Consider the following 17719-nt stretch of genomic DNA (forward strand, 5'->3'; position numbering starts at 1 on the left):
ATACCCCACCCTAAATATTCAAACGTCTTTCGTTTTTTTCCTATACCACAGTAATTGTTTATAACACGCCAACCGGCTTTTTGAAACCTGATCATCCTCTTTTGACTATGTCTTTCTGTTTCCAGTCGTTCACTTCGTATAACCCTTCAGAGGCCGCCATATACTGAAAGCAGTGATCGAAAGGAGTGAGCCAATGGAACTGTTTACAGTGTGGACCAATACAGACGGAGATCAGGAACCCGACCGGTTTTACGAAGTGGTCAAAAGTAGAACAAAGGGACTACATATGTCACGGCGCGGATTTCGATTCACTTTCAGACAGCTGGACAACAAAGTGGCATGGACCTGCAAGGGCACAGAAAGCAATTCGGCGTTTGAAAGCTTTCTCCCCTGTGTATACAGCATCATGTCTTCGGCAATAGCGGATTATATTATCGAGGTCAAGGAGTGGGGGCTGCTTAATCTCATTCTCACCAAAGCCTGTTCGCTGCTGGAGAAAGAGGATACAGAGCAAATTCGCAGTATGATTCGTTCACTGTTAAACGATGATGGCCCGAGAGGTCGTTTGAAGCGTCATGGTAAGCTGACCACTCTCCTGGAGAAGGATTTTAAGGAGCTTCGTGTGATCAATTTGGAAGGACTGATTCAATTTAGGCTCCATGCGTATAAAAAAGAGCTTGAAGAAATCGTCGACTATGCCATGGAAGAATTCTGGGCAGATCGGCAATACGAAGAATTTATGGGGTTGCTTAAATATTTTGTTTTTTTTCAGGAAAGCAAAGTTCCGCTCGTACACGTACTTCACCAAGGCGGACATAATTTTACGATTCTGGATAGTGCCATGGTGCCGATACCGACTCCCGATGCAGATGACATCATTGTCGAGATGCCAGGCATTGAACTGGAAATGGAGGTCGAGGATCGAATCGTGAGCACCCTTATTTCGATTTCTCCTGCTTCCATTATATTGCATACAGACGATGAGCACACCCCCATAGTGCGGACACTCCTGCATATTTTTGAAGATAAAGTGAAGCTGAGCAGATTTTATCCAGGTCAGGATGTTCAAAAATAATAATCTGTTCGTATAAACCAATGGATTTCTGGAAAGCCTTTGCCTCAAGGGGAGGTTTTTTATGAGATCCATGTTGGTATGGAAACGGATTTTGGGAACCGTGCTAATCGCAACCTGTCTGGTATTGCCCGGTAATGAAGTTTACGGTCACAAAGAACCGGTCCAGCATAAGAAATGGCAGTCCACACCTGTTTTAGCTCCACGTGAAGAGCAGGTTATTACGACCATGACGGTCACAGCAACAGGATATACAGCAGGCTATGAATCGACTGGCAAACGGCCAAGTCATCCCGGTTACGGTATTACGTATTCCGGTGTAAAAGTGCGTCGTGACAAGAACACGCTGTCTACGATTGCGGCTGATCCCAAAACGTTTCCTTTGGGAAGCATATTGTACATTCCTGGTTATGGATACGGGATTGTAGCAGATACAGGTTCTGCGATTAAGGGCAATAAAATTGATTTGTATTTTAAAACAACCCGGCAGGTGTATTCTGAATGGGGCAAGAAAGATGTGGATGTTCAAATTATAAAAAAAGGTAACGGAAAATGTACGGAAAAGATGGTGAAATCGCTCCAAAAGGCGATAGAAACGCATAAAACCATTCCGACCGCGACACTGGATGCTTCCATATAATCCTTGAATATTGTTTTTTCCAACATCACATACTATGTTGCGGGATGAGTTTATCCCACAAAACATACTGGGAGGTTGAGAATTATGCCAAATCAAGGCGGAAGTTCTTTCACGAACAAAGGCTTCAATGCAAGCACAGGAAATCAGTTCAAAGCGGAATTTGCACAAGACAATACGGTAGGTGTTGTTTCACAAAAGGTAAAGCAGTCTGAACAAAATAAAATTCAAGACAACTTCCAGACACCAAATGAGAAGTATGATGAAGAATTTGCAACAGATCAAGGCGGTACAGGTGCAGTAGCACAAAAAGTTCAAAACTCTAGTCGCAACAAAATTCAAAACAATGCTCAAACACCGAATGAAAAGTTCGACGAAAACTTTAACACGAAATAAAAAAGCATATACAATCGATAATGCTCCGGATTATATCCGGGGCATTTCGTTTTGAGTAAAAGTGGTTAGGTACAAATAGGTCTAAGGTTTTATCTCCTTTTTAATTGTTTTTAAGGTGGAATTAAGGTTTAAAGTGCAAAATAAAGTCAGTTAAACAACACCACCTTGAAGCATAGGGTTTGGGAGGAGATATACAATGGACGAATTTAAAAATAATAACTCCGGACGCCGGAACGACAACGATCAGGTTGATACCGATAACGTAACTCGGCAAAACGATTCGAACGGTTCCTCATATTATTATTCTTACGGCCCTTTTTCTTCAGTTCAATCGGACGGACAACGTAAGGAAGGGCAGTCGGTGGAAAAAGATGTTGAGATCACGCCACCGCAGGCAGTAAGACCCCTTCCTCCCTCATACCATCGTGCTATGCCTGAGCAACAGGATGGTTCGGGTCGAAATGGCGGCAACTGGCAATTCAAACCGAATAAGCCCAAGTCGCAGGTGAAAACAATTTTCTTATCTTTTTTGGCCGGGATGCTGGTCATTACAGTATTGATGTATACAGCTGACCGAACAAATATGTTCACACCCGAGACGGCGTTGACTTCGGCGGCAGCTGAAAGCGGAGAAACGACTAATTCAGGAACAACCAGCTCGACTCCAAGCGCAGTTCCGGCTGTGATGCCTTCAGGTACCGCTGATGTTCAATCTGTTGTGGCTAAGGCTGGACCGGCAGTCGTCAAAATCGAAACGCTTGCCAAACAAACCAGTGGCAGCAGCGGCAGACAAAGTAGCCCTTATTACAATGACCCGCTGTATCAATACTTTTTCGGTAATCAGTATGGTGACAGTGGCAGCAGCGGTAACAGTAATGAAAATGAAGGTAGCAACAGCGGACAGCTGACTCCGCTTGGTATTGGTTCCGGTTTTATTTTTGATAAATCGGGTTACGTCCTAACCAATAACCATGTTGTTGAAGGCGCGAGTGTGGTTCAGGTTACAGTAGAGGGAACTAATAAGCCTTACGAAGCCAAAGTCTTGGGCAAAAATGCTGATCTTGATTTGGCGGTACTTAAAATTGAAGGCAAAAATAACTTTCCGACAGTAACTTTGGGTGACTCGGATAACGCTAAAGTCGGCGAGTGGATGGTCGCAATTGGCAACCCTGAAGGCTTTGAGCATTCGGTAACAGCCGGGGTGCTAAGTGCGAAAGAACGTACGATCACCATTAATAGTGAATCAACTGGAAAACCGACGCAATACAAGCATCTCATTCAGACGGATGCGTCCATTAACCCTGGTAACTCTGGTGGACCGCTGTTAAATCTGCAAGGGCAAGTTATCGGTATGAACGTAGCTGTTAGTGCAGACGCACAGGGAATCGGGTTTGCGATCCCGTCCAATACGATTTTGGAAGTCGTCGATAAGCTGAAAAATAACCAGCCTATCCCTAAAGAACCTGTACCTTTCATTGGTGCAAGTCTGTTAAATTTGAGTCCTGAAGTAGCCAAAGAACTGGGAACAACCCTGACCGAAGGCTCGGTTGTACGAGATATTATATACAAATCACCAGCTTATCAGGCTGATCTGCGTCCTTACGATGTGATTATCGGAGCCAATGGCACGCCTTATAGCACGTCACAAGAGCTGATCCAGTTCATTCAAAAACAAAAAGTGGGTACAGCACTGACGCTTAACATCGAACGAGCTGGGCAGAAAAAAGATGTTCAACTGAAAATAGGCAATAAAAATGACTTTAGCTCGACGCTCCAGCAATAAGATGATAACTTTACAAAAATGAACATGTGCACGCAAGAAACGGAAGGAAGATCCCTTCCGTTTCTTGCTGTATGAAGTAGCAAGATGCTACGCGCGTGTACTCCTGCTACAATAGAGGGAAAAGAAGAGATAAAGGAGTTCGATCGTGTATGCGTTCTACTATTTTGATCATTGATGACGATGAAAAAATTGTTTCCATGCTGCGCAGAGGACTGGCATTTGAAGGCTATGAAGTGCTGACAGCCGCCAATGGAGCAGAGGGATTAAATAAAATGCTGACAGCTGAGCCTGATGTAGTCGTGCTGGATGTAATGATGCCGCAAGTCGATGGTTTTGAGGTATGCCGTCGCATGCGGGAGGGGGGGAGCACGGTACCTGTCCTAATGCTTACAGCCAAGGATGAGGTTGAGAATCGGGTTAAAGGCTTGGATCTAGGGGCCGATGATTATCTCGTCAAGCCGTTTGCTCTGGAGGAGTTGCTGGCACGAGTGCGAGCGCTTTTGCGGCGTAAAACCGAACAACAGGGCAATAACGGAAATAGACTTACCTTCGAGGATTTACAACTGGATAACGAATCCCGTGAAGTGGTTCGTGGCGGCAAACGCTTGGAACTGACGGCCAAAGAATTTGAACTGCTCCATTTGTTCATGCAAAACCCGAAGCGTGTTCTGTCGCGTGATCTGATTATGGACAAAATTTGGGGCTATGACTATAGCGGAGAATCGAATGTGCTCGAAGTATATATTGCCATGCTACGACAAAAAACGGAGCAGGATGGCGGTAAACGTCTCATTCGTACAATTCGGGGAGCTGGCTACATTTTAAGAGGTGATGTGTAATATGTCTATTCGGTGGCGGCTGACAGCTTGGTATTCGAGCATCTTGGCTATAGTGCTTGTCATTTTTGGTCTGGCTATTTACGGACTGGTTTATTATTACACATACAATGAAGTAAAAAGTCAGCTTACGACTCAGGCGCCACGGATTAACAAGCAGCTACTGCTTACAATTAAAGGGGGATTATTTGAAGTCCCCAATCTGGATTTGGGTTTAGTGCAAGAACGTGGAATTGATGATTCACAGCTATATGTACAAATTTACAATTATACATCAGGTGTTACCAAAACCACCCAAAACATGAAAGACCTCAATATCACCTTCCCTGTTCCATCTACAGCGACAGGAGCAGTTCAAAATGAGGGAATCCGGCGTGTGAACGTAAATGGGGATACCTTTATGATTTACCAACAGCCCATTAAGTCCGAGGAGTTGGGCTTGGTAGTCGGGTTGCTACAGGTAGGACAATTCACGGGCTCTCAGGATCGACTCATGAACAGGTTGCAAAATGTGCTTGTATATGGTTCGTTGTTTGCATTACTTGCTGCTGCGACTTCAGGTCTCTTTCTGGCTCGCAAGTCTATGAAGCCGCTGGTCAAGGTAATTGAGGGGGCAAATCAGATTCAATCCAGTAATGATTTGAGTGTTCGGATTGAATATGACGGACCACCAGATGAAATTGGACAATTAATCGGGACAGTTAACAACATGCTGGGGCGTACAGAGGTGTTTTACAAGGAGTTGGAAGATGCGTACGGTGCACAGCGCCGTTTTGTGGCTGATGCTTCCCATGAGCTTCGTACGCCGCTAACGACGATCCGTGGCAACGTTGATTTTTTGCTCAAAATGTGGACTACCGAACCAGGAGAGCGACCGAATATGGATGAAGAGATGATTCGTGAGCTTTCTATGGAGGCATTAAATGACATGGCAGATGAAGGCAAACGGATGAGTCGTTTGGTGAGTGATATGTTGTCACTTGCGAGAGCAGACACAGGGAAAACGTTCGATAAGACTCCCGTTGCGCTGGAACCCCTTGTAAGTGAGGTTGCCCGTCGTGCTCAGTTTTTAGAGCGAACGGCCGAATGGAATGTGGGAGATTTTTCGTTGCTGAATGGTATTTATATGGATGGGAGCAAGGATTATTTACAGCAAATGCTATTCATTTTCATTGATAATGCATTCAAATACACACCTGAAGGTACAGTCCGATTTGATGCCATTGTTTATCAAGGACAGGTAGGGCTACGGATCAGTGATACGGGCATTGGAATGGACAAGAGTGAGGTTCCCTTTATTTTTGACCGCTTTTACCGGGCAGATGAGTCGCGCGGGGTGACAGAGGGAATTGGGTTGGGGCTGTCTATTGCCAAGTGGATTATTGATGAACATCACGGGTCTGTGGAAGTGGTTACGCGTCAAGGAGAAGGAACGACATTTGTCATCTGGCTTCCGGTCAGCTTTTCCGCGCCTTTGGAATAGGCTATAATAGGAAGGCAACTACATCATAGAATTGGCCGGTAAAGGCTTGGATGCCCACAGCTACCGAGTTATCGGAGCTGTATACTGTGTCGAAGAAAGCGGGGGCTCATTTTGGAAGTACTCAGAATTTCGCCCCGGGGTTACTGCTACGGCGTAGTCGATGCCATGGTATTGGCTCGTCAGGCAGCCAGAAATCTGGACTTACCCCGGCCTATTTATATATTGGGCATGATCGTGCATAACAGTCATGTCACGAATTCCTTTGAAGACGAAGGGATTATTACACTGGACGGCCCGAACCGTATGGAGATTTTAAGCCAGGTAGAGAGCGGCACTGTTATCTTTACTGCTCATGGCGTATCACCAGAGGTACGCAAGTTGGCACGAGACAAGGGGCTGACTACGGTAGACGCGACTTGCCCTGACGTCACAAAAACGCATGATCTGATTCGGGAGAAGTCTGCCGAAGGCTACCAGATTGTTTATATTGGCAAAAAGAATCATCCAGAGCCGGAGGGAGCTATCGGTATTGCTCCTAACCATGTTCATCTGATTGAAAAGGAAGAAGAGATCGACAGTCTTACGTTGCCAGCTGGCAAAATCCTTATCACGAATCAGACGACCATGAGCCAATGGGACATCAAGCACATTATGAAGAAGCTGCTGGAGAAGTTCCCGGGTGCTGAGATACACAATGAAATCTGTTTGGCGACGCAGGTACGTCAGGAAGCGGTAGCTGAGCAGGCTGGACAGGCGGATCTGGTGATCGTTGTCGGTGATCCGCGCAGTAACAATTCAAACCGATTAGCTCAGGTTTCGGAGGAAATTGCTGGTACAACAGCTTATCGTATTTCTGATGTAAGCGAGCTGAAGAGGGAGTGGCTTGAAGGCGTAGCCAAAGTAGCTGTGACTTCTGGGGCTTCAACGCCGACACTGATTACCAAAGAGGTTATTACGTATTTGGAGCAGTATGATGCGGCTAACCCGGATACGTGGGAGATTCAGCGAACCATAGATATGAAAAAACTGCTGCCTCCTGTACGAGAGAAGTCAAAAACAACGAAATAGTATGTGATTGATTACAGCCGTTATTCGGATACAACCATCCGGATAGCGGCTTTTCAATCGTTTAAATTTATAGATATTATCCGGTAGCTTCACTAGGTTTGAATATTGAATAATTCGGGATAATTAAACCTTGACGAGTATAGCTAAAACAGGTATAGTTGCTTTAACGAATAAAAGCTTAAAAGCGAACAAGCGTCTAAGTGTCATAATATCAATCTATTACTGGTTAATAAAATATGTTTCATAGAGAGGAAGAAAAAAATGATCGTTATCGCTGGTGTTCAAACACCTGAAGAGCATATTCAAGCTATTGTTGAAGTTATTGAGAAAGAAGGATTGCAGGCTCATGTATCAAGGGGATCGGATCGCACGATCATCGGATTGATCGGTAGCGTAGAGCCCAAGCTGGCTGAACATCTGCATCAAATGAAAGGCGTAGAAAATGTGGTTAAAATATCGAAGTCCTATAAATTGGCAAGCCGTGATTTTCATCCGGAAAATACGGTTATCTCCATTAAAGGTGTAAATATCGGTGGGGGCGAGCTTGTCATTATGGGTGGACCATGTGCCGTTGAGTCTGCTGCACAGATAGATGAAATTGCCGGATTGGTCAAAGCAGCAGGTGCGCAAGTTCTCCGTGGAGGTGCCTTTAAGCCGCGTACAGGGCCTTACAGCTTCCAGGGAACTGGTGTAGAAGGACTGATCATGATGGCTGAAGCCGGCCAAAAGCACGACCTCTTGACCATCACAGAGGTCATGACACCTGAATACGTAGACATTTGTGCGGAATATGCCGATATCCTGCAAGTAGGTACACGTAATATGCAAAACTTTGATCTGCTGCGCAAGTTGGGAACTTGCGGCAAGCCAGTGTTGCTCAAACGCGGTTTTAGCTCGACTTATGACGAGTTTTTGAATGCTGCCGAGTACATCCTGGCAGGTGGCAATCCGAATGTTATGCTGTGTGAGCGCGGTATCCGCACATTTGAAACCTACACCAGAAATACACTCGATTTGTCTGCGATCCCTGTGTTGCAACAATTGAGCCATTTGCCAGTTATTTCTGATCCTAGCCATGGCACGGGTAGACGTGAATTGGTTGTTCCTATGACGAAGGCTTCGGTTGCTGCCGGAGCGGACGGACTAATTATTGAAATGCATACAGATCCCGACAACTCGATGACGGGTGATGGTGTGCAATCCCTGTTCCCGGATCAATTTTCAGATTTACTAAAAGATTTGGAAATATTGGCTCCTGCTGTGGGGAAAACATTTCACACGCCTAGTACCATTGCCTAAAACCAATGTTTAACATTAATGCATAAAAGTTTTGCTGCAACGCAGTAATGAGATTTAAATTGCCTAAAAGCCCGATGTTTCGGGCTTTTTGTGCTATCCAAATGTTATCAAGGGCGTAAGCATATCTAACATTAGTTTAAAAAATACCTTACATAGCTATTGACCCGTGTCATGTTTGAGATTTATAATGACGACAGAAAAAAACATTCGATCATGAACATTTCAGGGTTGTATAAGACTTAATGTTCGGAAAAATTGGGAGGAAGAAGACATGTCCGTTGAAAACGTATTGAAAACAATTCAGGAAAATAATATTGAGTGGGTAGATTTTCGTTTTGTAGATTTGTCTGGTCGTGCTCACCATATTTCATTGCCAGCTTCCGAAGTAGATGCAGAAACATTTGTTAACGGTGTTGCTTTCGACGGTTCTTCCATTCCCGGCTATCGTGGCATCGAGGAATCCGACATGGTTATGCTGCCCGATGCAGAAGCGGTTTTTATTGACCCTTTCACTCAGCATCCTACACTGAATATTCTGTGTGACATTGCTACGCCAGATGGCGAAAAATACGACCGCGATCCTCGCGGCATTGCAAAAAAAGCTGAGGAATTTCTGCAATCCGCAGGAGTCGGCACAGCAGCATTTTTTGCACCTGAGTCCGAGTTTTTCATCTTTGATGATGTACGCTACGAAAGCGGCATGAATAGCTCCTCCTTCTTCGTAGATTCCGAGGAAGCAGCTTGGAACACGAACCGTAAGGAAGAAGGCGGCAACCTGGGCTTTAAAGTGGGAGTGAAGGGCGGATATGTACCTGTAGCGCCAGTAGACACCCAACAAGATATCCGTAGTGAAATGTGCCGTTTGCTTGAAGAAGCAGGTCTGAGAATTGAGCGCCATCACCATGAGGTAGCTACGGCAGGCCAAGCGGAAATCAACTTCCGTTTTGACACACTCAAGAAAACAGCAGATAACCTGCTCGTTTATAAATACATTGTACACAACACAGCTCGTCAATATGGTAAAGTGGCAACATTCATGCCGAAACCGATTTTTGGGGATAACGGAAGCGGTATGCACGTTCACCAATCTATTTTCGATGGGGACACTCCTTTGTTCTACGAAAAAGGTGGTTATGCTAATTTGAGCGAAATGGCTCTTCATTACATTGGCGGTATTCTGTACCACGCACCTGCGTTGATCGCTTTGACCAACCCAAGCACCAACTCGTTCAAACGTCTCGTTCCTGGCTACGAAGCACCAGTTAACCTGGTATTCTCCAAAGGTAACCGTTCTGCGGCTGTACGTATTCCAGTAGCAGCTGTTACTCCTAAAGGCTGTCGGATCGAGTTCCGTACACCGGACTCCACGGCTAACCCTTACCTTGCCTTCTCAGCAATGCTGATGGCGGGTCTGGATGGCATCAAGCGCAAACTGAACCCAATCGAATTGGGATATGGTCCACTTGACAGCAACATCTACGAGCTGTCTGATGCTGAAAAAGGTAAAATCCGTAGCGTACCTGGTTCATTGGATGAGGCTCTGGACGCTCTGGAAGCTGACTACGAATTCTTGACTGAAGGCGGCGTATTTACGAAGGACTTTATTGATAACTATGTAGAGCTCAAACGTTCTGAAGCTAAATCGGTGAACATCCGTGTTCATCCACACGAATACAGCCTGTATTTCGACTGCTAATAAGTCGATAGCATAGCTGCTTTGAATAAAAAACATTAGCTTACGGGTAACACTTGTTATTCAAAATAGGTCTCCGGTCTTATGCCGGGGACCTTTTAATATTAAAGTGAAAATCACAGAATAAAGATGTTAAATATGTTAACATTCACAACTCTGTCACATCATAAATGAAATTGAAAACATTTTTATACAAGTCTTGAACGCATTTATGAATACTGCTATCATAGCGATAATATCCACACCAGAGTAGAGAAGGGATGGGAATTTGTTGAGTAAGAGAGCCTACAATTTTAATGCAGGACCAGCGGCATTGCCGCTCAAAGTACTGGAACGTGTACAAGCTGAATTCGTAGATTTCCAGGGAACAGGGATGTCGATCATGGAAATGTCACACCGTGGAGCTGTGTATGAATCTGTTCATAATGAGGCGCAGGAACGTCTGTTATCTCTGCTGGGCAATCCACAGGGCTACAAGGTGTTATTCCTACAAGGGGGCGCAAGTACGCAGTTTGCAATGCTACCTTTAAATTTCTTGCGCGAAGGACAGACTGGGAGCTATGTAATGACAGGTAGCTGGTCGGACAAGGCATATAAAGAAGCCAAGCTACTGGGCAAGGCTCATATTGCTGCATCCTCCGCTGATGAGAAGTACATGCGTCTTCCGAATGTGGATTCCTTGGACTTGCCTGAGAATACTGCTTATGTGCATATGACGTCCAACGAAACGATTGAAGGTACACAATTTAAGCAATTTCCGGATACGGGTTCCGTACCATTGATTGTGGACATGTCCAGTGATATTTTTTGCAAGCCTTTTGATGTTACTCAATTTGGATTGATTTATGCTGGCGCACAAAAAAATCTGGGACCTTCTGGTGTGACGGTCGTGATTGCCCGTGAAGAGTTGCTGACTTCCTCACCGGACAATATTCCTACCATGTTGCGTTATAGCACATATGAAAAAAATAACTCTCTCTACAATACCCCCCCATCTTTTGCCATATACATGGTGAATGAAGTGCTGAAATGGATTCAGGAAGAAGGCGGTTTGGAAGGTATTGAGCGTGTGAACCAGCAGAAGGCTGCTTTGCTATACGACCGTATTGACAGTAGCGAAGGCTTCTATCGTGGTTGTGTGGACAGCGCTGATCGCTCTATTATGAATGTAACCTTCCGCCTCGCGAATGAGGAGCTGGAAAAACAATTTATTAAGGAATCCGAACAGGCCGGGTTCATCGGACTGAAGGGACATCGCAGCGTAGGAGGGCTTCGCGCCTCAATCTACAATGCTGTTCCATTGGAGAACTGTCAAGCATTAGCCGAGTTTATGGACGGATTCAAGCAACGTAACAGTTGATTACGTCGACATATATTTCGATACACGATATTTGAAATCGAAAAAGTAAATGTAGAGCCTTCCCTGAATGTGTATAGGGGAAGGCTTTTAGTGGTGTGGGTTGAAATTTTTGTCGTTTGATGTTCATATCTGTCTGATTTTGTTAAAATAGAAGAATGTGTATGTTTTCAATGTATACACTTTGGTTAAACTGTAGGTTATTTGTCTGATGAATTTAATGATGAAGGGAACGAAACGAGATGCCATTACATATTGTGCTTGTCGAGCCGGAAATCCCGGCCAACACAGGGAATATTGCCAGAACGTGTGCTGCAACCGGAACTCATCTGCATTTGGTGAAGCCACTCGGCTTCCGTACCGACGATGCCACGTTAAAACGCGCCGGACTTGATTATTGGTACGCTGTCCACATTGAATATCACGAGTCTTTTGCTGAAGTGCAGGAGAAATATCAGGAAGGTCGCTTTTTTTATGCGACGACCAAAGCAAATCAGCGGTATAGTGATATTGCATTTCAGGATGGAGATTTTTTGGTATTTGGTAAGGAAACGAAAGGCTTGCCTCCTGAATTGTTAGCTGCTAATCCAGATACATGTATCAAGATGCCTATGTCTGATAAAGTAAGATCTCTAAACTTGTCGAATTCCGCTGCAATTATCGTATATGAAGCGCTGAGACAAATGGATTTTCCGGATTTATCATAAAGAGCATCAGGTGAACAAGTATAAATGCGAATAAAGAACCAGGACCTTAGTTGCTAATAAAAGTTTCACTTTTATTGCTCAAAAGTACATGACAGTAGAGCTTAAATCAAGCTTGTATGGTTAAAAACTTGCGAAATTTCTCAACTAGGGCTAATGATAATTGGCTTTCCGGTCGATAAAAATATTATAGACATTCTGTACCATACTTTGATATGGTTCATGATTTTATGAAAAAATGTAATAAAATTTCCTGTGATCAGCAGGATTCGACAAAAAGACAGCGAATACTACATAAAGAATAGTGTCTTTGTACCTAGTTTTTCGCATGGTAAGAAATTGTAAGTTATTACTCAATAGGAGAGGTGTACGATCACGATGAAACCTGCCGGTGTGGTACGTAAAGTTGATCAGCTGGGGAGAATAGTTTTGCCTAAGTCACTGCGTAAAAGATATCAAATGAATGAGGGAGATCCTGTCGAAATTTTGGTTCAGGGTGACCACATTATTTTGGAGCGTTACCGTCCAAAATGTGTATTCTGCGGGTCAGTAGAACAAGTGAACGATTTCAAAGACCGTTATATTTGTGCTCAATGCCTGACAGAAATGACACAGTATTCCTCCTAAATGAGGCAAAAGCATCACGACATTCGTTCGTGATGCTTTTTTTCGGATAGAGACGTACGTCGGCAAGCATATTTAATTTGGTAGCAGACTACACATAACTATTTATAGAACAAAAAATGAGTAGGGACTGGACGCAAATTACCATCTGACGGTTTGTTTACGACTCGACCGTTAAGTATAAGCGACGAGGAACCGCCTCCGTCCAAATTATAGGCATCTTGAACACCTAGATTATACATTTTTCCTTGCAGTTCTTCGAGCGTCGCGCCCGAACCCCCGCTTTCATTGTAGCCGTCTACGACAATAATGAGCAACTGATCATCTTTATAGTTGCCAATGACCGTACGTGGGGCCCGCTTGGGGGAGACTTTCCATTTGTCAGGAATAGGCATTTTTTGTCCCCTTTGCAGCAGGACGGGAACGAAGGTAGCCCCAAAGGTAGGCTTTAAGCTGTCAAGTGCACCTTGACTGTAAAATTTGCCACCGATAAGCTTGCCATCGTTACTCAATCCGACGAAGGATAAATCCTTAAAACTGGACTGAAAGCCAGTAAGGTAGTGGCCATTCAAGACAGTAGTGCTTAATGGATAGCGTTTGCCGTCTCCATCCGCAAAGCCGCCTGCATTGATGCCTGCAATAGCTCCGTGTCTCAAGACTGCACGCATGGTGGTTTCGGAGCCACCCAATTTGTCACTTCCCAAAGACATTTTCATAGCAGTAGGATCTTTAAGTTTGACCTTCATAGCGTAGCCATGATAAATTCCCGGGTTTACCTTAAACAATTCAATGGTAATCCGGTTGCTATCTACCCGCTCATAGGGAACTCCCAGTTTGGCGGTGATGCGTCGATCATAGATGACCGCGGGCCGCTTGGACTGCGTAGAGGCAGTCACGACAAGCTGATTCATCGTTTGGGTCGTTTGCTTGTAGAGCTCAGAAGTCCGGCGAATTGTAGATAAGGTGTACGTTGCCGTTTGCTTGGCTTCATCAAGCTGCTTGCCTACTGATTGCGTTTGTAGAGTGACTTCAGCTTTTTGCAGACTTGAAGAAGTAGACCCAGGAAAGCTCAATGAGGGATGCACTAACAAAATACACCCTAACAAACCGATAAAAGGAGCAAGGGCCAACATAAAGAACCGGTTCACTTGTTTTGCGTCTACATTCATTTTAGCAAGTCCATTTTTTTCTGAAGTGTATTAAGTTGCTGCTTAACTTCGTTTAATTGGGTATACAATTTGTTGCTGTTATCGGTCTTATTGTTTGCATTATCCTTCGTAAAGGTCAGTAGTTCATTGAAGGACTGGACTTTGCCTTGCAATCCGCTAACTTCCTTGGAAAGAGCAGTCAGTTGCTTTTCATAGTCAGATTTGAGTGCTTGAATCTGTTGGTCTGTATGGGTTTGCATCTCGTTTAGCATTTGCTGCTTCAAGTGATTGCTATACAGATAGGTTGCTAGAGCACCTAGTATAATAAGAATGAACCAAAATAGCAGAAAAGCCTTTATGGGTAACCCCTTTCTTGAATTGCTCCGCCGAGCTTCGGCAGAAGGACGTTCAGGTGAAGCTTGCATACGATTTTCAACTCCCGTGTAAAGTCAAATTTCCAGTCTTTATTTGCAGTTCCAATTCTATCATGGGCCTATTTATTTCGCAAAAGCGAAATAGTCGTATAAAAATATTGGAAAAAGAGATTGCATCGGAAGGAAGTCCTAGGATACAATTTCCTTAAACGTTTTTCGCTTCCTATACGTTCACATTCGCGCAATTTCTACATATGTAATCACCAATTTTAGGATTATTTTCGCTATTAACTATGTATTTTTTTGTAAAATCAGGAGGTTTAGATATGAGAAAAGTATGGCAGGTGGTCATCATAGATATCCATCCTACAAGTATGCTGGGAACAAAGCTTATTTTGGAAGACCAGCAGGATTTGCTTGTCAGAGGGATGTCTTCCTCCGGAACGGAAGGCTTGGAGCTGGCTTGCTCCATTCGACCAGAAATCGTTTTAATGGACTACAGGTTGCCTGAGGGAACGGCGGAACCATTTTTGACACAAATGCGGGCCTTGTCTCCGGACAGCCATATTGTTATTATGACGGATGAGGATAATATTACTTTGTTTCAGCAGCTAATTTCGCTCGGAGCAAATGGAATGTTATCCAAACAGGCATCACCGAGCCAGTTAATCCATCTGATCAACGGTTTACGCGAAGGATTTGCTTCCTTGCCGATGGATTGGATTCGGTATGGAAACTGGCCCTTTATGCCGTTAATGGCATCCGAGCCTTTTGACGAATTGACACAAACCGAAGTGTTTATTATGGAACGTATTGTACAAGGAATTACATATGACAAAATTGCTATCGAGATCGAAGTTAGCCGGCGCTCCATTGATAATTATCTACGTAAAATTTATGCAAAATTAGGCGTGTCCAGCCGGGCGCAGGCGATTGAACGTTATGCCTTATATGCGCGTCAGAGGAAGCAGCTATATGCCTGATGCGTCAGCCCGGAGATCATGACCTATTTTTCAGGAGAAGGAGGATGTTCATGCAATATTCCTTTGCTTCACGAACGGCTGCGATGTTGGCTTCTCCAGTGCGTCATATCCGGGAAAATGCGAGAAGACACTCCTTTATATCTCTGGCTGAAGAATTGCCTGCACAAGAGCTGTTTCCGGTGAAGTTGCTGGAAGAAGCGGCCCATGATGTGTTTGGCTCCGGCCCTGATGCCCTCCAGTATGGTGAACCGGAGGGCTATTTTCCTTTGCGAGCATGGCTTGCGGGTGAGTGGGAACAGCGTAAAGGAGTAAGAGTACCACCAGGTCAAATCCTTCTCACGACAGGTAGTCAGCAGGCCATTGACCTGATCATAAGGCTGATGGTGGATGAGCGTGATCCGGTATTGGTCGAAAATCCTACATCTCCTGGATGTTTACAAGTACTATCTATGCAGGGTGCACAGATCGTTCCTGTAGAATCAGATGGGGAAGGTGTCATTCCTGATAAGCTTGAAGCTTTAATGATCCGTTATCGACCCAAGCTTTTTTTTGCCACGCCAACGTTTACGAACCCCACGGGCTCCTTGTGGAGCGCGGCAAGGCGGCAGGAAATTTTGGACCTGTGTAGGCATCATGAGGTACTGGTAGTTGAGGACGATTCTTATGGTGAATTGCATTTGAAGCAAAAAAATGAGTCCCATGACAAGAGTCCGCATGGTCAGAGTCGAAAATTCGCAGAGACTTACCCCTCACTATTTGCGCTGGATCATGCGGGTCAGGGCGGTCAAGTGCTCTATATCGGTTCGTTCAATAAAACCGTTGCTCCTGCGCTGAGAACGGGTTGGGCTGCTGGTCCTGCGCCGCTGATTGAAGGAATGTACGCCTTGAAGCAGTTGGCTGATATGCAATCCAGTACGATGAACCAACGGCTGCTGTTCCAATTGCTGACCAGCTCGCGTTTTCAATGGCACGAGCACTTAGCGATGCTGAACAAGGAATATTCGACTCGACTTCAATTAATCTTGGAGTTGCTCAAGCGTCCGTTTTGGAAAGACGTGACGTATCATATTCCGTCCGGTGGCATGTATGTATGGGTGCAGCTGCCCGAGGGGCTGGACAGCGCATTGCTGCTAAAGGCGGCGTTACCCAAAGGCGTAGCCTTTATGCCAGGTGCGCTATGTGCGGTTGGTAGTGAAGGCGCGTCCCATATTCGCCTCAATTTCAGCCATCCGGGCCGTGAGCAATTGCTTATGGGCATGAATCTGATCGGTGAGACGATTAGTGAATTTACTGCACGGAGCTAGCAAAAACCATCGCCCCATGTCAGTCATCCACCGTTTCCGCAGCAACGGTGGAGTAAGTGATTGGCGCTTCCGCAATCTGGCGCTGTCCACTGTCCTCGTCAAGCTCTGCGTCCATTCCAGCGGCCGTTTTAATGCCATGTTCTTGCAGTACTGCCGCATACTCGTTCAGGGCAGCTTCGCCAAACGGAGTCAGTTGATAGCGGCCGCGGGATACGCGCTCAAACCAGCCGTAGTAGTTATGCTGAAGCACGGCAGCAGCTGTGCTGACGGCTGCTATGCGAGCGAGCTGCGCCGGAGCGGCCTCCCCCAAGCTCTGCAAGGCTGCCGCTACGCGCAGCGCTTTTTCCCGATAGGCAGTGACCAGCTTGCGTCGGGTGCTGCCTCCAGTATTGTGGTCACCGCTGCGTGCGTGAAATTCCCGCAGTAGCTTTTCCTTGCGCGAGCCCGGGCGTACCGCTGCTGCATTGCGGGCATTGTCGCTAGGTAGCGCAGGGTTACACAGTACCTCAACGAGCGGCGGCTTCGTTTTGAAATGGGTGACGGTAAGCAAGCCAAGTCCTAACTGGCGGCACAGTCCCACCAGTTCGTTCCAGCGCTGATTCACGGCCCCTTTTTTGGCACGATTCCGTTCTACAGCCACATATACATTGCTGCTTAGTTTCAAACGCTGCATGCCTTGCAGCACAAGCGCCAGGTTAAACGTCTTTTTGATCTCTACAATCAGTGGTGTCTGTTGCCCTGGCTTGATACCCACCAAATCGCAGTTGCGCACCTCTCCTTTGACTTCATATCCCAAGCTCTCAAAAAAGGCTTTCACCGGAGCGTACAGCTCCGTCTCATGCCGAACCGCCATGACTTCTTCCGCTCCTTTATCCCATTATTCCGAGCTTATATTGTACCATAATGCGTCAGGTCCGCGTCGTTGTTGTATATTTTAGCACAGTGTATCCCTTGGTTT

At 45.4% G+C, this 17719-nt stretch carries 17 protein-coding genes; 14 read left to right on the plus strand and 3 right to left on the minus strand.

The window, feature by feature from the left end:
* Positions 1–193: 193 nt before the first annotated feature.
* The 12 genes from G9G53_RS02455 to G9G53_RS02510 all read left to right on the plus strand — a co-directional run bounded on the left by G9G53_RS02455 (position 194) and on the right by G9G53_RS02510 (position 12955).
* Entirely contained in the window at positions 194–1075 is an 882-nt protein-coding gene (locus tag G9G53_RS02455) for a putative sporulation protein YtxC (protein ID WP_029516506.1), read from the plus strand.
* A 61-nt stretch (positions 1076–1136) separates the two neighbouring features.
* Positions 1137–1712, plus strand: coding sequence for a 3D domain-containing protein (locus tag G9G53_RS02460; protein ID WP_013309429.1), 576 nt, complete (start codon positions 1137–1139; stop codon positions 1710–1712).
* Between the two features lie 84 nt (positions 1713–1796).
* Positions 1797–2105 carry a hypothetical protein gene (locus tag G9G53_RS02465; RefSeq protein ID WP_029516507.1) on the plus strand — a complete coding sequence of 103 codons (309 nt, stop codon included), beginning with the start codon at positions 1797–1799 and terminating at the stop codon, positions 2103–2105.
* A gap of 196 nt (positions 2106–2301) precedes the next feature.
* The gene (locus tag G9G53_RS02470) at positions 2302–3888 is read left to right on the plus strand and encodes a S1C family serine protease (protein WP_029516508.1); all 1587 of its coding nucleotides are present in this window, start codon (positions 2302–2304) and stop codon (positions 3886–3888) included.
* Positions 3889–4037: 149 nt separating this feature from the next.
* The gene (locus G9G53_RS02475) at positions 4038–4727 is read left to right on the plus strand and encodes a response regulator transcription factor (RefSeq protein ID WP_029516509.1); all 690 of its coding nucleotides are present in this window, start codon (positions 4038–4040) and stop codon (positions 4725–4727) included.
* A gap of 1 nt (position 4728) precedes the next feature.
* Positions 4729–6207, plus strand: a complete 1479-nt coding sequence (locus tag G9G53_RS02480) for a sensor histidine kinase (RefSeq protein WP_029516510.1) — start codon at positions 4729–4731, stop codon at positions 6205–6207.
* A 111-nt stretch (positions 6208–6318) separates the two neighbouring features.
* Positions 6319–7275: a 4-hydroxy-3-methylbut-2-enyl diphosphate reductase gene (locus tag G9G53_RS02485; protein WP_165145059.1), complete on the plus strand. Its 957-nt coding sequence runs from the start codon at positions 6319–6321 to the stop codon at positions 7273–7275.
* Positions 7276–7536: 261 nt separating this feature from the next.
* Positions 7537–8574 (plus strand): 3-deoxy-7-phosphoheptulonate synthase, encoded by a 1038-nt coding sequence (gene aroF, locus G9G53_RS02490; RefSeq protein ID WP_165145062.1) that lies wholly within the window; start codon positions 7537–7539, stop codon positions 8572–8574.
* A 271-nt stretch (positions 8575–8845) separates the two neighbouring features.
* A complete protein-coding gene (gene glnA, locus G9G53_RS02495) occupies positions 8846–10270 on the plus strand; it encodes a type I glutamate--ammonia ligase (RefSeq protein WP_029516512.1) in 1425 nt (474 codons plus the stop codon).
* Positions 10271–10535: 265 nt separating this feature from the next.
* Positions 10536–11627, plus strand: coding sequence for a 3-phosphoserine/phosphohydroxythreonine transaminase (serC, locus tag G9G53_RS02500; protein WP_185156330.1), 1092 nt, complete (start codon positions 10536–10538; stop codon positions 11625–11627).
* Between the two features lie 239 nt (positions 11628–11866).
* Positions 11867–12331: a tRNA (uridine(34)/cytosine(34)/5-carboxymethylaminomethyluridine(34)-2'-O)-methyltransferase TrmL gene (gene trmL, locus G9G53_RS02505; RefSeq protein ID WP_023987805.1), complete on the plus strand. Its 465-nt coding sequence runs from the start codon at positions 11867–11869 to the stop codon at positions 12329–12331.
* Between the two features lie 375 nt (positions 12332–12706).
* On the plus strand, positions 12707–12955 hold the full coding sequence (locus G9G53_RS02510) for an AbrB/MazE/SpoVT family DNA-binding domain-containing protein (protein WP_013309439.1): 249 nt from the start codon (positions 12707–12709) through the stop codon (positions 12953–12955).
* Between the two features lie 98 nt (positions 12956–13053).
* On the opposite strand, the gene G9G53_RS02515 is transcribed toward G9G53_RS02510, so the two are convergent.
* Together G9G53_RS02515 and G9G53_RS02520 are read right to left on the minus strand one after the other, a co-directional pair.
* Complete coding sequence (locus G9G53_RS02515) at positions 13054–14121, minus strand: phosphodiester glycosidase family protein (RefSeq protein ID WP_029516515.1); 1068 nt, start codon at positions 14119–14121, stop codon at positions 13054–13056.
* Positions 14118–14525, minus strand: coding sequence for a hypothetical protein (locus tag G9G53_RS02520; RefSeq protein WP_029516516.1), 408 nt, complete (start codon positions 14523–14525; stop codon positions 14118–14120). Before G9G53_RS02520 ends, G9G53_RS02515 begins: the two co-directional genes overlap by 4 nt.
* A 275-nt stretch (positions 14526–14800) precedes the next feature.
* Here G9G53_RS02520 and G9G53_RS02525 point away from each other — a divergent pair, with 275 nt between their 5' ends.
* Positions 14801–15457, plus strand: coding sequence for a response regulator transcription factor (locus G9G53_RS02525; protein WP_029516517.1), 657 nt, complete (start codon positions 14801–14803; stop codon positions 15455–15457).
* Between the two features lie 50 nt (positions 15458–15507).
* Positions 15508–16761, plus strand: coding sequence for an aminotransferase-like domain-containing protein (locus G9G53_RS02530; protein ID WP_165145068.1), 1254 nt, complete (start codon positions 15508–15510; stop codon positions 16759–16761).
* A gap of 19 nt (positions 16762–16780) precedes the next feature.
* Here G9G53_RS02530 and G9G53_RS02535 read toward each other — a convergent pair whose 3' ends face one another.
* Positions 16781–17614: a DUF2161 domain-containing phosphodiesterase gene (locus G9G53_RS02535; RefSeq protein WP_165145071.1), complete on the minus strand. Its 834-nt coding sequence runs from the start codon at positions 17612–17614 to the stop codon at positions 16781–16783.
* Positions 17615–17719 lie beyond the last annotated feature (105 nt).

Source organism: Paenibacillus sp. EKM206P (assembly GCF_011066155.1).
Taxonomy (GTDB): domain Bacteria; phylum Bacillota; class Bacilli; order Paenibacillales; family Paenibacillaceae; genus Paenibacillus; species Paenibacillus polymyxa_D.

Bases quoted from the DNA above. Each gene is read 5' to 3' on its own strand.
- aroF (WP_165145062.1), top strand. From the start codon at position 7,537: ATGATCGTTATCGCTGGTGTTCAAACACCTGAAGAGCATATTCAAGCT.
- G9G53_RS02530 (WP_165145068.1), top strand. From the start codon at position 15,508: ATGCAATATTCCTTTGCTTCACGAACGGCTGCGATGTTGGCTTCTCCA.
- G9G53_RS02470 (WP_029516508.1), top strand. From the start codon at position 2,302: ATGGACGAATTTAAAAATAATAACTCCGGACGCCGGAACGACAACGAT.
- G9G53_RS02460 (WP_013309429.1), top strand. From the start codon at position 1,137: ATGAGATCCATGTTGGTATGGAAACGGATTTTGGGAACCGTGCTAATC.
- glnA (WP_029516512.1), top strand. From the start codon at position 8,846: ATGTCCGTTGAAAACGTATTGAAAACAATTCAGGAAAATAATATTGAG.
- G9G53_RS02475 (WP_029516509.1), top strand. From the start codon at position 4,038: ATGCGTTCTACTATTTTGATCATTGATGACGATGAAAAAATTGTTTCC.
- trmL (WP_023987805.1), top strand. From the start codon at position 11,867: ATGCCATTACATATTGTGCTTGTCGAGCCGGAAATCCCGGCCAACACA.
- G9G53_RS02455 (WP_029516506.1), top strand. From the start codon at position 194: ATGGAACTGTTTACAGTGTGGACCAATACAGACGGAGATCAGGAACCC.
- G9G53_RS02525 (WP_029516517.1), top strand. From the start codon at position 14,801: ATGAGAAAAGTATGGCAGGTGGTCATCATAGATATCCATCCTACAAGT.
- G9G53_RS02480 (WP_029516510.1), top strand. From the start codon at position 4,729: ATGTCTATTCGGTGGCGGCTGACAGCTTGGTATTCGAGCATCTTGGCT.
- G9G53_RS02510 (WP_013309439.1), top strand. From the start codon at position 12,707: ATGAAACCTGCCGGTGTGGTACGTAAAGTTGATCAGCTGGGGAGAATA.
- G9G53_RS02535 (WP_165145071.1), bottom strand. From the start codon at position 17,614: ATGGCGGTTCGGCATGAGACGGAGCTGTACGCTCCGGTGAAAGCCTTT.
- G9G53_RS02465 (WP_029516507.1), top strand. From the start codon at position 1,797: ATGCCAAATCAAGGCGGAAGTTCTTTCACGAACAAAGGCTTCAATGCA.
- G9G53_RS02515 (WP_029516515.1), bottom strand. From the start codon at position 14,121: ATGAATGTAGACGCAAAACAAGTGAACCGGTTCTTTATGTTGGCCCTT.
- G9G53_RS02520 (WP_029516516.1), bottom strand. From the start codon at position 14,525: ATGCAAGCTTCACCTGAACGTCCTTCTGCCGAAGCTCGGCGGAGCAAT.